Source organism: Streptomyces sp. NPDC058864, from assembly GCF_042742985.1.
Classification (GTDB): Bacteria; Actinomycetota; Actinomycetes; order Streptomycetales; family Streptomycetaceae; genus Actinacidiphila.
The window spans coordinates 1-15,367 of the sequence record NZ_JBHYMQ010000115.1 but is presented as its reverse complement, the minus strand read 5'-3'; the positions used below and the strand labels follow the sequence as shown (position 1 = coordinate 15,367).

Sequence of the window (15,367 nt, the reverse complement as noted above, 5' to 3'; positions counted from 1 at the left end):
GCCTACTCGTCGATCGCCGCGCCGAACTGCGCGTCGGCCGTCGAGGCGCCGAGCGTGGCGCCGTCGTACGTCCACGTGCCGTTCGCGACCAGGCCGGACGACGACGCGGGGACGACCCACACGAAGCCGTCGTTCGTGTTCTCGCCCGGGGCCGCCGCGAGGAGGCCGAAGCGGCCGTCCTTGTTCGCGTCGATCAGCCGGATCTGGCCGCCCCAGCGGTCGGAGGCCTCCGCGGCGCCGGGGATGCCGGCGCTGTTCTGGTCGAAGCTGCGCGCTCCCGTGGCGGTGAGGCCGCCCCGTGCGCCGCGCAGGGTCCAGACCGCGCCGGCGTCGGCCACGGAGCCGATGTCCTCGCCGGGGGCGCCGATGGCGAGGTCGGGGTGGCCGTCACCGTTGGTGTCGCCGGAGGACAGCTCGGAGCCCCAGCGGTCGCCCGCCTCGGCGACGCCGGGGACGCCCGCGGAGTCCTGGGTCCACGTCTGCGCCGGGGTCGGGGCGAGGCCCGAGAGGTCGCCCCTGCCGAGGTAGACGGAGACGGACCCGCCGAGCGCGGAACCGGTCCCCGTGTCGCCTATGGCCAGGTCGTCCTGGCCGTCCTGGTTGAAGTCGCTGGAGACGACCGCGGGGCCCCCCTCGAAGGTCCCGCCGTCGCTGATGTCATCGACGCCGGGGGCGCCGTGCAGCACCTGGGTGACGCCGGCCCCGGGGTGGTCGCCCGTGGTCACCCCGGAGACCGCCAGGTCGGCCCAGGAGTCCTCGTTGTAGTTGCCGTGGCTGAGGCTCCGCAGGGCGAGGCCGGTGTCCTGTGCCGTGCGCTGGAGGGCGCGGACGCCCCTGCCCGCCTCCTGCAGCCGCGGGGCGGCGGCCGCCGCCCCCGGCTCGACGGTGAAGAACAGCAGGGAGTCGTTCTCCAGGACGGCGATGCTGTCGCGCAGGTTGGCGTCGGGGTCCGAGGGATCCGGGGCGAAGTAGCGTGCGGCTTCGAGGGCGCGCCCGAAGTTCGCGCCGGCCCGCGGCTGGTCGGGGTCCTCCAGCCAGGCGCTGTCGCTGCCGTGCAGTCCGGTCGGCGAGCCGAAGAAGACGACGGCGCCGCCGGCGTCGGAGACCGTGCCGATGTCCTCGCCGGGTATGCCGACGATCGCGTCGTCGTAGCCGTCGTTGTCCAGGTCGCCGGTGGCCACGGCCCGTCCGAAGCCGTCGCCGGCCTCGGCGGCGCCCGCGACGCCCGCGGTGCTCTGGCTGAGGACGGTTCTCTTGGCGGTGCTGAGGCCGCCCGACCCGCTGTACTGCACGGTCACGTACCCGGCGCCCTTGGCCCCGGACACGGTGGCGCCGGGGGCGCCGGTCAGCACGTCGTCGTAGCCGTTGCCGTCGAAGTCGCAGTTGCGCTGCTGCCACCCGATGGACGGGAAGGGCACGTCCGCCTGTGCGGCGGGTGCCGTGAGCAGGGCGCCGCCGCCGAGGCTGAGAAGTGCCGCGGCCACGAGGGCCGCGCTCTTGATGTGACGCACAGAAGGACCTCCTTGATCTTCCGGGTTGCCCTCGGGGTCCCTCGCGGCCACGTCGAAGGCCCGCGGTCGGGTGGTGTCCGGCCGGCAACGCACACTGTTCGTCGCCCAGAAGACACGTGATGTTGGCCCAGGGTTGTAGCGGCCGGGCGGGCGGCATTTCGGGACGCGGCGGCCGGGATGCGGGGCTCGGTGCCACCGGGCGGCCGCTGCCTGCGTCTTTGACCGTGATTTGCCGCCGGGGGCACTGGTGCGGGACCGCCTCCGGGATTCAGGATGATCCTCATGCCCGAATCCACTGCATTCCACGACCTGGCGGCGTTCCTCGCGCTGCCCCGCGTCTCCTCGCTCGCGCTGTCGCCGGACGGGACCCGTCTGGTGACGGCGGTTCAGGAGCTGTCCGCCGACCGTACCCGGTTCATCGGTGCCCTGTGGGAGGTGGACCCGGCCGGCGAGCGCCCGGCCCGGAGGCTCACCCGCTCCGGGCGCGGCGAGTCCGCTCCCCGGTTCCTGCCCGACGGCACCCTGCTCTTCCTGTCCTCGCGTCCGGTCGCGGACCCCGGGGAGGGTGAGGAGGACCGGCAGGAGGCGGCGTTGTGGAGCCTGCCGGCCGGCGGTGAGGCCGTGCAACTGCTGGCCAGGGCCGGCGGGATCGACGAGTACGCGACCGCCACCGGCTCCTCCCGGATCGCCTTCGGTGCCTCCCTGCTGCCGGGCGCGGCGGACGCGGAGCAGGACGAAGGGCTGCGCGAGGCGCGCCGGAAGGCCAAGGTCTCGGCGATCCTGCACGAGTCGGTGCCGGTGCGGTACTGGGACCACGACCTGGGCCCCGGCGTCCCGCACGTGTTCACCGTCGCCGACGCCGCCGCGCAGGAGCCCGCCGCCGTGGACTGCGGCGCGCGCCGCGCGGCGTTCGCCGAGGGTGTCGCGCTCTCCCCCGACGGGTCCCTGGTCGCGTACGCGACGGCCGTGGGCACCCTCCCCGACGAGCTCCGCGGCGTGGTCGTCGTCGCGGACGCCGAGACGGGCAAGCCGCTGCGGATGCTGGAGGACCCCGACGCGGAGTTCGGCGCCCCGGCGTTCACCCCGGACGGCCGGGACGTGGTGTGCGCCCGCCGGCGGCGGGTCACCTGGGACGCCCCCGGTGACGTGACGCTGTGGCTGGCGAGCGCCACGGACGACCGGGACGCCGGACGCGACCTGCTGCCCGGTTTCGACCAGTGGCCGGGCGCACCGGTCGTCTCCCCGGTACCCGGTCCGGACGGCGCCCCGGTGGTGTACTTCGCCGCCGACGAGGGCGGCCACGGACCGGTTTTCCGGCTGTCCACCGGCAGCGGTGAGCTGGTCGCGCTGACCGCGTCCGGTACGTACTCGGACGTGGTGGTGAGCCCGGACGGCGGCACCGTGTACGCCCTGCGGTCCGCGGTCGACAGCCCTCCGCTCCCGGTGCGCCTCGACGCCGCGGCGGCCGCGCAGCAGCCCGCTTCCCTGCCCTGCCCCGGGCAGGACACGGCCCTGCCGGGCACCCTCACCGAGGTGCACACCACCGCCGAGGACGGGACGGCGCTGCGGGCCTGGCTGGTGCTGCCCGACGGCGCGGGCGCCGACTCCCCGGCGCCCCTGCTGCTGTGGGTCCACGGCGGCCCGCAGACCAGCTGGAACGCCTGGCACTGGCGCTGGAGCCCGTGGGTTGCGGCGGCCGCGGGCTACGCGGTCCTGCTGCCGGACCCGGCGCTGTCCACCGGTTACGGCCAGCAGATGCACGAGCGCGGCTGGGCGCACTGGGGCGGCGCGCCGTACGACGACGTGATGGCGCTTACCGACGCCGCGCTGCTGCGGGACGACCTGGACGGCGCGCGCACCGCGATGATGGGCGGCTCGTACGGCGGCTACATGGCCAACTGGATCGCCACCCGCACCGACCGCTTCAAGGCGATCGTCACCCACGCGAGCCTGTGGAACATGTACAGCTTCGCGCAGGTCACCGACTTCCCGGCCTACTGGATGCGGCGTCAGGGCGACCCGCTGGTCAGCACCGAGCGGTACGAGCGCGAGTCCCCGCACCTGCGGGCCGCGCAGATCGCGACGCCGATGCTGGTGATCCACGGCGACAAGGACTACCGGGTGCCGATCGGCGAGGGCCTGGCGCTCTGGAACGACCTGGCGCGGTTCGAGGTCCCGGCGAAGTTCCTCTACTTCCCCGACGAGGGCCACTGGATCCTCAAGCCCAACAACGTCCGCCTGTGGTACGCCACGGTGCTGGCCTTCCTGGCGCACCACGTCCTCGGCGAGGAATGGCAGCGCCCCGACCTGGTCTGACGCCCCCCGCGCTCCGGCCCGCCGCCGGGGCCCGGTCCGTACCGGGCCCCGGCGGTAGCGTGCCGCGTGTCCACCCTCATCCGGCGTGCCGGGCGCCGGTCCGGAAGGCTTCGACGCGGTAGAGGGCGTCGGGACGTGCGTCGGCGACACGGTCGCGCACATCGGTGAGCAGCCACTCCACCAGCTCCGCGGTGGCGTGGTACTCCTCGTAGAAGCCCATGTTCAGGTCGGTGAACTCGGACTCGAACATCACATCGTCGACGAGGTCCGCCAGTTGGGCGTCGGCGGCCGAGGTGCGGATGCCGGTCCAGACCTCCAGCCAGGGACGCAGGGTGCCGGTGGCGACGGTGACGACGGCGAGGGTCCTCCGGATCGGCACGGGGCCGGGGTGGGTGCGCAAGGTGGCCTGCCACCAGGCGTGCCAGACGTCGTGGAGGGCTTCGGTCAGGGGCGCGTCCCAAGTGGTCCAGTCCGCCTGGACCAGGCGGGAGGCGACGAGTTCCTCTTCGACGCAGAACATTCCGGTGACGACCGGGCGGATGATGCGCGGGACAAGACGCCGGTACAGACGCGGGAAGTCGTCCCAGTGGTCGGGCGTCTTCCCGGCGACCGAGGACAGCAGGTCCTCGGGTATGCGGTGCAGTGGCCCGGAGAGCCGGGCGAGGTCCTGCTCGCCGTAGCAATGCAGGCACCCGGTGACGGGGAAGGGCTCTTCGGAGGCGAAGGCGCGATCCAGGGCGTCGAGGGCGGTCGGGAGAGACTGGGGACGGGGCATCGGGACCTGCCGGGGACTCCGTCCGGGTGACCGGCGAAGACGGCAGGCTATCAGGCGGCGCCTGTAGCGGGTACGGAAACCGGGCGCGCCAGGGGGACGTGGTGACGCATCGTCTCCCACGGCCCCGGCCGGCTTCACCGACGGCCCTTCCAGCGGATGCCGACTCCACGATCCCCGTGCGTGCCACCGGAGCGCCACATCGAACGGCGCCCCGTGGGGCGGCCGGCTCCCGTCCCGATCGGCGCCCCGTCCGGGGGCCGCGCCAAGGCCTGTCGCCGCCCGAGTGCTCGGGACATGACCGGACAACCGAACCCCGCCGGTCCGAAAGTCACACCAACACCCTTGACACCACCGGCGCCTTGACCCCCTACTGGCCCTTGCAAAGCGAACTTGACAACGTTGTCCAGGCGCAGAAGGGGTGCTCGCGCATATGCAGCAGAGAGCTGCCCGGCACAGATGGAGCTCGTCGGCGGTCGTCCTGGCGACCGCCCTCGCTCTGGCCGCGGCCACGCAGCAATCGGCGGTCGCCGTTACCGAACACAAGTCGCACGTCGACACCTTCGCGTCGTCGTTCGAGTCGGGCGATCCCGCGCCCGACTGGCGCAACACCGTGGACACCGCGGCCGACGGGTCCAAGCGGGCCTCGGGCGTGGACGGCGGCTACAGCACCGGCATTGCCGGCAACCTCAACGACCACGTCACCGACATCCGCGCCAACGGCGAGTACACGGACTCGGGCGAGGTGAAGGAGAACCTCGTCGACGCCGAGCCGGGGACCAAGTGGCTGGTCTTCCAGCCCACCGGCTGGGTGGAGTTCGACCTCGACGCCCCCGCGAAGGTGGTCACCTACGCGCTGACGTCCGCCAACGACGCCGCGGAACGCGACCCGAAGGACTGGACCCTGCAGGGTTCGACCGACGGCAAGGACTGGAAGACCCTCGACACCCGCTCCGGCGAGTCCTTCCCCGAGCGGTTCCAGACGAAGTCGTACGACCTCGCGGAGCCCGCCGAGTACCAGCACTTCCGGATCGACATCACGAAGAACAACGGCGCCTCGGGCATCACCCAGCTCGCCGACCTGCAGCTGTCGACGGGCAGCACCGGCGACCCCGTGCCGCAGGACATGCTCTCGCTCGTCGACCGCGGCCCGAGCGGCTCGCCGACGGCGAAGTCGGGCGCCGGCTTCACCGGTACGCGGGCGTTGCGCTACGCGGGCCGGCACACCGGTGACAGCCGGGCGTACTCGTACAACAAGGTCTTCGACGTCGACCTGCCCGTCCGCCGGGACACCGCGCTGTCGTACCGGATCTACCCGTCGATGGCCGACGGCGACCGCGACTACGACGCCACCAACGTCTCCGTGGACCTGGTCTTCACCGACGGCACCTACCTCAGCCGCCTCGGCGCCACCGACCAGCACGGCTTCGCGCTCACCCCGCAGGGGCAGGGCGCGGCCAAGGTGCTCTACGTCAACCAGTGGAACGACGTCGTCTCGCGGATCGGCTCGGTCGCGGCCGGCAAGACCGTCGACCGCATCGTGGTCGCGTACGACTCCGCCAAGGGCCCGGCGAAGTTCCGCGGCTGGCTGGACGACGTGGCCCTGAAGCCGCTCCCGCCGCAGAAGCCGAAGGCGCACCTGTCGGACTACGCGCTGACGACCCGCGGCACCAACTCCAGCGGCAGCTTCTCGCGCGGCAACAACTTCCCGGCGACGGCCGTCCCGCACGGCTTCAACTTCTGGACGCCGGTGACCAACGCGGGCACCCTGAACTGGCTGTACGACTACGCCAAGGCGAACAACTCGGACAACCTGCCCACGATCCAGGCGTTCAGCGCCAGCCACGAGCCCAGCCCCTGGATGGGCGACCGGCAGACCTTCCAGGTGATGCCGTCCGCCGCCTCCGGCACCCCGGACACGGCGCGCGGCGCGCGGGCGCTGCCCTTCCGGCACGAGAACGAGACCGCCCGCCCCTACTACTACGGGGTGAAGTTCGAGAACGGCCTCAAGACGGAGATGGCGCCGGCCGACCACGCGGCGGTGATGCGCTTCACCTACCCCGGTGACGACGCGAGCGTGCTCTTCGACAACGTCACCGAGCAGGCGGGCCTGACGCTCGACAAGGAGACCGGCACCTTCACCGGCTACTCCGACGTGAAGTCCGGACTCTCCACCGGCGCCACCCGGCTGTTCCTGTACGGCGAGTTCGACGCGCCCGTGAAGGAGGGAACGTCGAGCGGCGTGAAGGGCTACCTGCGCTTCGACGCGGGCGAGGACCGCACCGTCTCGCTGCGCCTGGCCACCTCGCTGATCAGCATCGACCAGGCGAAGGACAACCTGCGCCAGGAGATACCGCAGGGCACCTCCTTCGAGACGGTGAAGTCCCGGGCGCAGAAGCAGTGGGACAAGCTGCTGGGCCGCGTCGAGGTCGAGGGTGCGACGCCGGACCAGCTGACGACGCTCTACTCCAGCCTGTACCGGCTGTACCTGTACCCCAACTCCGGCTTCGAGAAGGTGGGGTCGAAGTACCAGTACGCGTCCCCGTTCTCCGCGATGCCCGGTCCCGACACCCCGACCCACACCGGCGCGAAGATCGTGGACGGCAAGGTCTACGTCAACAACGGCTTCTGGGACACCTACCGGACGACGTGGCCGGCGTACTCCTTCCTGACGCCCAGTCAGGCCGGTGAGATGGTCGACGGGTTCGTGCAGCAGTACAAGGACGGCGGCTGGACCTCGCGCTGGTCGTCCCCCGGCTACGCGGACCTGATGACGGGCACGTCCTCGGACGTCGCGTTCGCGGACGCCTACGTCAAGGGCGTGAACTTCGACGCCGAGGCGGCGTACGACGCGGCCGTGAAGAACGCGACGGTCGTCCCGCCGCAGTCGGGCGTGGGCCGCAAGGGCATGGCCACCTCCCCCTTCCTCGGCTACACGAGCACCGACACCCACGAGGGCCTGTCGTGGGCGCTGGAGGGCTACCTCAACGACTACGGCATCGCCGAGATGGGCAAGGCGCTCTACGAGAAGACCGGCAAGAAGCGCTACAAGGAGGAGTCCGCGTACTTCCTCAACCGCGCCCAGGACTACGTCAACCTCTTCGACCCGGAAGCCGGCTTCTTCCAGGGGCGTGACGCCAAGGGCGACTGGCGGGTCGACTCCGCGAAGTACGACCCGCGGGTGTGGGGTTACGACTACACCGAGACGAACGGCTGGGGCTACGCCTTCACCGCCCCGCAGGACAGCCGGGGCCTGGCCAACCTGTACGGAGGCCGTGACGGCCTGGCGAAGAAGCTCGACGAGTACTTCGCCACGCCCGAGACCGCCTCGCCGGAGTTCGTCGGCTCCTACGGGGGCGTCATCCACGAGATGACGGAGGCCCGGGACGTGCGGATGGGCATGTACGGGCACTCCAACCAGGTGGCCCACCACGTGACGTACATGTACGACGCGGCCGGCCGCCCCTGGGAGACGCAGAAGAACGTCCGCGAGGTGCTCTCCCGCCTGTACACCGGCAGCGACATCGGGCAGGGCTACCACGGCGACGAGGACAACGGCGAGCAGTCGGCCTGGTTCCTCTTCTCCTCGCTCGGCTTCTACCCGCTGGTGATGGGCAGCGGCGAGTACGCCATCGGCTCCCCGCTGTTCACCAAGGCGACGGTCCACCTCGAGAACGGCAAGGACCTGGTGGTCAAGGCCCCGAAGAACAGCACGCGCAACGTGTACGTGCAGGGACTCAAGGTCAACGGCCGCTCCTGGACGTCCACCTCGCTGCCGCACTCGCTGCTCGCCAAGGGCGGCGTGCTGGAGTTCGACATGGGCCCGAAGCCCTCGTCCTGGGGCACCGGCAAGAACGCCGCGCCGGTGTCGATCACCCAGGACGACGAGGTGCCCGCACCTCGCGCGGACGCCCTCAAGGGCGACGGCGCGCTGTTCGACAACACCTCGGCGACGGACGCGGCGGTCACCACCGTGGACCTCCCGGTCGGCGGACGGACCAAGGCCGTCCAGTACACGCTGACCTCGTCGGCGGACCGCGCCAAGGCGCCCACGGGCTGGACGCTCCAGGGCTCCTCGGACGGCACGCACTGGAAGACCCTCGACAAGCGCTCCGGTGAGTCCTTCACCTGGGACCGCCAGACCCGGGCCTTCTCGGTCCCCAAGCCGGGCGGCTACACCCAGTACCGCCTGGTCCTGGACGCCGAGTCGACCCTGGCCGAGGTGGAGCTGCTCGCCTGATCCACGCGTGACGAGGGGGCGGGCGCGGAGTGGACTCCGCGCCCGCCCTCGTCGCGTCAGGGGGCCAGCAGGTTCAGCCAGGTCCCGGTCCGGACGGTGCCGTCCGCGGGCAGACCACGGGCGGACTGGAAGGAGCGCACCGCGGCGTCCGTCGCCGTGCCGAAGGCGCCGTCGACGCTCAGCCCCGCGCCGCGGGTGTTCAGCAGGTATTGCACCGCGGAGACCGCGGGGCCCGAGGCGCCCTGCGCCAGCGTCGTGAAGACCAGCGGCTGCCAGGTCGCCGGGCCGACGACGCCGTTCGAGGGCAGGCCGCGCGAGGTCTGGAAGGAACGGACCCCGGCGGCGGTCGTGATGCCGAAGACGCCGTCCACGGCGAGCCCCACCCCGCGGGCGTTCAGCAGGTACTGCAGGGCCCTGACCCGGGTGCCGCTCTGGCCCTGCTGCAGGAGGGGCCAGTCCGGCGCGGGCGTGCCGGCGCCGGTGGGCAGCGCGAACGGCAGCGGCAGCAGCAGTTGGGTGTTGCGGGCGGTCGCCGCGCCGCGCCGCAGGTCGATGCCGCGCGCGACGGACTGGATGTCGTTGGCGGCCAGTTCGCGCGCCAGTGAGGCGAGCGCGGCGGGGGTGCCGGTGTCCCCTCCGTACGACAGCGGCGCGTCCGCGTCGACCATGGTGGTGAAGATCGACAGGTAGCCGCCGCCCTCGGCGATCTCGACGATCCGGGACTGCACGGGCCAGTCGATGTGCGAGGCCGTGTTCACCTCCCAGAAGCCGGCGCTGAGTGCGGAGGTCCAGGCGGGCTTGTGCGCGGTGATGTTGTTGGTGTGCGTGTGGCCGTCCACCATCAGCACGACGTTCGGGAAGCGCAGCAGTTTGTCGCGCAGGTCGGCGCCGCTGTAGGGCGCGTCGTCGTCCGTGTTGTCCATCGAGTCCAGGGTGTGGTGGCAGCAGACGACGATCAGCTTGTCCTTGACCCCGGGCTGGGTGACGACGGTGCCGGGACCCGTGCCGTTGGCGCGGTCCGTCTCGTAGCGGGAGCTGTTGGCCCTGAGCTGTGCGTCCAGCCACTCCCACTGGGCTTCGTCGAGGGCCCCGTCCGCGCCGCCGCTCGCGTTGGTCGTGTCCAGCACGAGGACCTGGACGAGGTCGGTGGGGCCGGAGGGTATGGCGTAGTAGGCCCGGTCGCTGCCGGAGGTGAAGCCGTGCCCCGCGGGGGTGCCGGTGGTGCGGAAGTGCTCGGCGACGAACTCGCGCCGCTCCAGCAGGCGTCGTGCGGGGTCGGCGGTGACCTTCTCGGTGTCGAGGGTGAAGTCGCCGGTGATGATGTCCGTCAGCAGCTCGATGTAGTAGGCGGGCCCGTTGTCGAAGACGTCGGGGACGCCCTCGATCTGGGTGATCTTCGTCGAGCCGGTGGCGATGCTCTTGAGCGGGTCGAAGGGCAGGACGTCCGGCGCGACGTTGCCCTGGACGAGGCCGTCGTGGTTGCCGTAGGCGGCGTACCAGGGCATGCGGAGCCCGCTCGCGGTGAAGGGCCTGCGGGCGGCGGCGAGCAGTCCGGTCACCAGGGGGAAGCCGGCCAGCTCGTTGTTGTCGGCGGGGCTCTGCCGGGCCTGCGGGTGCCAGTAGTGGACGTCGGTGCCGAACCGCCCGCTGCTCACGCTCTCGTCGAGGGAGAGGCTTCCGGAGTCGGGGGTGACGGTGTTGCCGTCCAGCAGGTCGATGTACCAACGGGTCTCGTTGTACTGGCAGTTGTCGACCGCGTCGCCGGTGACGACGGTGAAGGCCAGCGGCGCGCCGGTCCGCGGCCCGCGGCCGATCTGCCGGACGGCGCGGCACATCGCGTCGGTGGTCTGGGTCGACAGGAACTCGTGCGCGCGGTACGCGGACTCGGTGGGGTACGAGTTGTAGTGCGGGGGCCCGTAGTCGGCGAGCCGGTCCAGGCACTCGACGCGCAGCGGTGACTGGTCGTCGACGATGTGCAGGTCCGACATCTGGGCGAAGGCGATCAGCGACCGGGTCACCGTGGGCGCGGTGACGTTGGCCAGGTCCTTGCGGACGAGGTGGGGCTCACCGGGCGCCGCGACGATCCCGCGGTAGCCGGACCCGAGGTCCGGGCCGCGTAGCAGCGTGCGGTCCAGGGTCGACAGTCCCGGTGCGGAACCGTCGTCGGCGGCGGTGGCCCGTGGGGCGGCGGCCGCGGGGCCGGCGAGTCCGCCCGGGGCGACGGCGGCGGTCACCACGCTCACGGCACTCGCCATCAGCATTCTTCGGCGCGTCAGAGACATTCCGCATCCTGTTCGGTCGTCAGCCGCCGTGCGCGGGCAGCACGGCATGGCGAGGGGGGACGAGGGAGGCGCGCGAACCACCCGGTCGTGGAGCGCAGGACCGGGCCCGCCAAGCCTGGCAAACGGAGGGCCCGGACCGCAAGGAGTGGTTCAGCCACTCATCCACTTTGTCACTGACTCAGTTCGCGGCAGCGGCCGGTGACGGCACGACGCGACCCCGTACGGGCCTTCGGACGCGGCCGTACGGGGTCGCCGGAGGGGACGGGACCGGACCGGGCGGCGCCGGGCCGGGGCGGCCCCGGGGTAGGTGCGGGGAGGCGGGCGGTCAGCTGTTGGCGTTCAGTACGGGGTAGTAGCCGCTCGTGTGGCCCTTGGCGGTGGGGTGGTAGGACTCCCAGCTCGGCGAGACGACCAGGGAGTGCAACCAGTCGTCGCCCGAGCAGAGTTCATGGCCGTTGAAGGTGCCCCGGACGTCCCCGAAGACGAAACCGTGGGCGGCGGCGCGGGCGGCGATGACTCCGTCGAGCACGTCGGCGGCCTCGTCGATCTTGCGGTGCTTGGTGTCGGAGAGGCCGACACACAGGACGTTCAGGGTGTAGACGCGCGGATAACCGAGGACGACGACCTTGGCGTTGGGGGCTTTGGCGCGGATCGCGTTGTAGGTGGCGTCGAGGCGGGCGGGCAGGGTGTTGCGGGCGTAGGTCTCCGCCTGGTTGACCCGGTTGACGCAGTCGGTGTCGGAGCCGATCACACAGGTCGTCATGACGTCGGAGAAGCCCGCGTCGTTGCCGCCGATGGTGAGGGAGACCAGACCGGTGGAGGCGTTCAGCGGGCCGAGCTGGCTGTTGGTCACGTCCGTGGTCACCGCACCGGAGCAGGAGGTGTCGGCGAAGGAGGAGGGGGCGTGGGCGTTCTTCCACAGGTACGGGTACGCGCTGAAACTCCGGTGGCAACTGCCGCTCGCGCTGTCGTAGTTGCCCGCGCCGTTGCCGGCGGAGTACGAGTCCCCCAGCGCGACGTAGGCGGGCCCGGCGGCCTGCGCCGGGGTGGACCACAACAGGCCGAAGGCCAGGGTGACGATCAGGGTGGTCAGGGCCGACAACGACGTGGTGCGTCTCACGGAACCTCCCTGGGCGGGGAACTGACTACCACTTGGTAACCCCGGACCCGGCCCGCTGGGAAGTGTTCATGACAATGGAATGTTAAAATTTCTTCGCGCGTAGATCCCGTGTTCGGCCCACCGTGGCCTCCGCGCCGGGCGGCGCCCGGGGGACGGTGGCAGGATGCTTGCGACAGCAGTCAGCCGCGCCACAGGGCGGGAGAGCCGCAGGAGACCCGTTGAGCCGCAGCAGGAACCACCACGTCGTCGTGCTCGTACTGGAGGGGGCCAAGCCCCTCGACGTCGGCATCCCGGCCCAGGTGTTCTCCAGCCGGCCGAGCATGCCCTACGAGGTGCGGGTGTGCGGCGCCGCGCCCGGCCTGGTGACCGGCGGCGACGGTTTGTCGTACCACGTGGCGGAGGGCCTCGAGGCCTTCGACGAAGCCGACACCGTCTTCATCCCCGGTTACCGGGAGCCGGCGACCACCGAACCGTCCGCGGCGGTCGTCGGCGCGCTGATGGCGGCCCACGAACGCGGCACCCGGCTCGCGGCCATCTCGACCGGGGCCTTCGCGCTGGCGGCGACGGGCCTGCTCAACGGAAAGCGGGCCACCACCCATTGGCACTACACGAGGGCCCTCGCCGAACGGCACCCGCTGGTGCGGGTGGACGAGAACGTGCTGTTCGTCGACGAGGGCGACGTGCTCACCTCGGCCGGAGCCGCGTCCGGCATCGACCTGTGCCTGCACCTGGTACGGCGCGACCACGGCGTCGGCCTCTCCAACCACGTCGCGCGACGTCTGGTCGCGGCGCCCTACCGCAGCGGCGGGCAGGCCCAGTACGTGCCCCGGAGCGTGCCCGAACCGCTCGGCGACCTGTTCGCGAGCACCCGCGAATGGGCCCTGGCGCACCTCGCCGAACCTCTGACGCTCGACACGCTCGCCCGCAACGCCCGGGTGTCGGCACGCACCTTCTCACGCCGGTTCGCGGAGGACACCGGCTACACGCCGATGCAGTGGGTGCTGCGCGCCCGGGTCGACCTGGCACGTGAACTGCTGGAACGCACCGACCTGGGCGTGGAGCAGATCGCCGACCGTGTCGGCCTCGGCACCGGCGCGAACCTGCGGCTGCACTTCCACCGCATCCTCGGCACCTCGCCCACGGAGTACCGGAACACCTTCTCCGCCTGAGTGGCGGGATCCTTGCGGACGGTGGCGAAAGGTCTGGCGAGATCCTTGCGCATGCTGTCGTTCAGGCCACTGCCGGGGCGGCGGCCCGCTGCCGAACATGGAGACGGCAACGAAAGGAACCCTCCATGACCCGCATCGCCGTCAACGGATTCGGCCGCATCGGACGCAACACCCTCCGCGCCCTCCTCGAGCGCGGCAGCGACCTCGAGGTGGTCGCCGTCAACGACCTGACCGCACCCGAGTCCCTCGCACACCTCCTCAAGTTCGACAGCTCGCTCGGCCGGCTCGGCCGCACCGTCGAGGTGGACGGGTCCGATCTGGTCGTCGACGGTCACCGGATCAAGGTGCTCGCCGAGCGCGAGCCGGCGAAGCTGCCGTGGGCCGAACTGGGCGTCGACGTCGTGCTGGAATCCACCGGCCGCTTCACCTCGGCTGAGGCCGCCCGCGCGCACCTGACCGCCGGCGCCAAGCGGGTCCTGGTCAGCGCCCCCTCCGACGGCGCGGACGTCACCCTCGCCTTCGGCGTGAACACCGCGGAGTACGACCCGGCCCGGCACGTCATCGTGTCGAACGCCTCGTGCACCACGAACGCCCTGGCCCCGCTCGCGTCCGTGCTGGACGACCTGGCCGGCATCGAGCACGGATTCATGACGACGGTGCATGCCTACACCCAGGAGCAGAACCTCCAGGACGGCCCGCACCGCGACATGCGCCGCGCCCGCGCCGCCGGCGTGAACATCGTGCCCACCACCACCGGGGCCGCCAAGGCCATCGGCAAGGTGCTGCCGAACCTCGACGGCAAGCTGTCCGGCGACTCGATCCGCGTGCCCGTGCCGGTGGGCTCGATCGTGGAGCTCAACACCACGGTCTCCCGCGAGGTCAGCCGCGAACAGGTGCTGGACGCCTATCGCGCCGCCGCCGACGGCAGGCTGAAGGGCGTCCTCGACTACGCCACCGAACCGCTGGTCTCCAGCGACATCACCGGCCACCCGGCCTCGTCGATCTTCGACGCCGCCCTCACCCGCGTGGAGGGCCGCCACATCAAGGTCGTCGCCTGGTACGACAACGAGTGGGGCTTCTCCAACCGCGTCGTCGACACCCTCGAACTCCTCGCCCGCGCCTGACGGTCGTCGCAGGGGGCCGGCACCACCGGCCGGCCCCGGCCCGCCCCCGGTCAGGAGAAGGGCCGGTACCAGGGCGCTTCACCGGCGGCAGCCGCCGTGCGAAGAAGTCGGCCAGAACCGCCTGCCGGGTCTCGTCGAAGACGCGTTCCGGGAAGAACCCGGAAGCCCCGCCGACCTGGCGCGGATACCGGAATCCCGCACGCTCCCGCGCGTCGCGGTATCTCAAGGGCGACGGGCCTCGCGGGCCCGAACGCCGAGAGGGTGGCGGGCACTCCGAACGCGTCCGCCGCCGGGGATAGGATCACGCACCGTGGCGACCCCGAGTTTCATCGACTGCTGCGCCGAGCCCGAACTCGCCTGGGTGCGGACACTGTACGAGTCCCACCACGACCAGGAGTCCCTGCTGCGCTGCACGGCCTGCCGCACCTTCTGGTTCCACCGCTTCCACGAGTTCCCCGACTGGTCGGGCGGCGGTGCCGACGACCTGACGACCTGGTACACCCGGCTCGCGGCCGACGAGGGCGAACGCCTGCGCGACGCGGCCGCGCCGGCCGCCGAGGACCTCTCCTTCCTCCGGACACGCCCGAGCTGGATGGACGACGCCCGCGGCTCCCGCCGGGTCGACGGCGCGCCGGACCACCCGTACGGCTGAGCGCCCCGGGCGGTGTCCGCCGCGGAGGGCCGGGGCACGGGAGAACGGCGGGCGGGGCGCCCCCGCCGGGCGGCCGGGGGCGGCGCCCCCCCCCGGGCGGCCGCGGTCCCACCAACCCGCCCCCCCCAGACAAAACCCCTACCCCCACAAGAATACCCAGCACAAACACGGTTGTGAGTGC

At 71.9% G+C, this 15,367-nt stretch carries 9 protein-coding genes; 5 read left to right on the top strand and 4 right to left on the bottom strand.

What is annotated here, in order from left to right:
- Positions 1 to 2 precede the first annotated feature (2 nt).
- A complete protein-coding gene (locus ACFW3D_RS40495; protein ID WP_500513356.1) occupies positions 3 to 1,511 on the bottom strand; it encodes an FG-GAP repeat protein in 1,509 nt (502 codons plus the stop codon).
- 282 nt (positions 1,512 to 1,793) lie between these two features.
- On the opposite strand from ACFW3D_RS40495, the gene ACFW3D_RS40490 reads away from it, so the two are divergent.
- Positions 1,794 to 3,827, top strand: coding sequence for a S9 family peptidase (locus ACFW3D_RS40490; protein ID WP_500513354.1), 2,034 nt, complete (start codon positions 1,794 to 1,796; stop codon positions 3,825 to 3,827).
- A 76-nt stretch (positions 3,828 to 3,903) separates the two neighbouring features.
- Here the strand turns inward: ACFW3D_RS40490 and ACFW3D_RS40485 are convergent, their stop codons facing one another.
- Positions 3,904 to 4,602, bottom strand: a complete 699-nt coding sequence (locus ACFW3D_RS40485; RefSeq protein ID WP_500513352.1) for a hypothetical protein — start codon at positions 4,600 to 4,602, stop codon at positions 3,904 to 3,906.
- A 430-nt stretch (positions 4,603 to 5,032) separates the two neighbouring features.
- On the opposite strand from ACFW3D_RS40485, the gene ACFW3D_RS40480 reads away from it, so the two are divergent.
- Positions 5,033 to 8,839 carry a GH92 family glycosyl hydrolase gene (locus ACFW3D_RS40480; RefSeq protein WP_500513350.1) on the top strand — a complete coding sequence of 1,269 codons (3,807 nt, stop codon included), beginning with the start codon at positions 5,033 to 5,035 and terminating at the stop codon, positions 8,837 to 8,839.
- Positions 8,840 to 8,895: 56 nt separating this feature from the next.
- On the opposite strand, the gene ACFW3D_RS40475 is transcribed toward ACFW3D_RS40480, so the two are convergent.
- A complete protein-coding gene (locus ACFW3D_RS40475; RefSeq protein WP_500513348.1) occupies positions 8,896 to 11,094 on the bottom strand; it encodes a TIGR03767 family metallophosphoesterase in 2,199 nt (732 codons plus the stop codon).
- Between the two features lie 352 nt (positions 11,095 to 11,446).
- The gene (locus ACFW3D_RS40470) at positions 11,447 to 12,241 is read right to left on the bottom strand and encodes an SGNH/GDSL hydrolase family protein (RefSeq protein ID WP_500513346.1); all 795 of its coding nucleotides are present in this window, start codon (positions 12,239 to 12,241) and stop codon (positions 11,447 to 11,449) included.
- A 218-nt stretch (positions 12,242 to 12,459) separates the two neighbouring features.
- On the opposite strand from ACFW3D_RS40470, the gene ACFW3D_RS40465 reads away from it, so the two are divergent.
- The 3 genes from ACFW3D_RS40465 (at position 12,460) to ACFW3D_RS40455 (ending at position 15,186) form a co-directional block, all read left to right on the top strand.
- A complete protein-coding gene (locus ACFW3D_RS40465; protein ID WP_500513344.1) occupies positions 12,460 to 13,410 on the top strand; it encodes a GlxA family transcriptional regulator in 951 nt (316 codons plus the stop codon).
- 125 nt (positions 13,411 to 13,535) lie between these two features.
- The gene (gap, locus tag ACFW3D_RS40460) at positions 13,536 to 14,534 is read left to right on the top strand and encodes a type I glyceraldehyde-3-phosphate dehydrogenase (RefSeq protein WP_500513342.1); all 999 of its coding nucleotides are present in this window, start codon (positions 13,536 to 13,538) and stop codon (positions 14,532 to 14,534) included.
- 310 nt (positions 14,535 to 14,844) lie between these two features.
- Positions 14,845 to 15,186, top strand: coding sequence for a hypothetical protein (locus tag ACFW3D_RS40455; protein ID WP_500513340.1), 342 nt, complete (start codon positions 14,845 to 14,847; stop codon positions 15,184 to 15,186).
- Positions 15,187 to 15,367 lie beyond the last annotated feature (181 nt).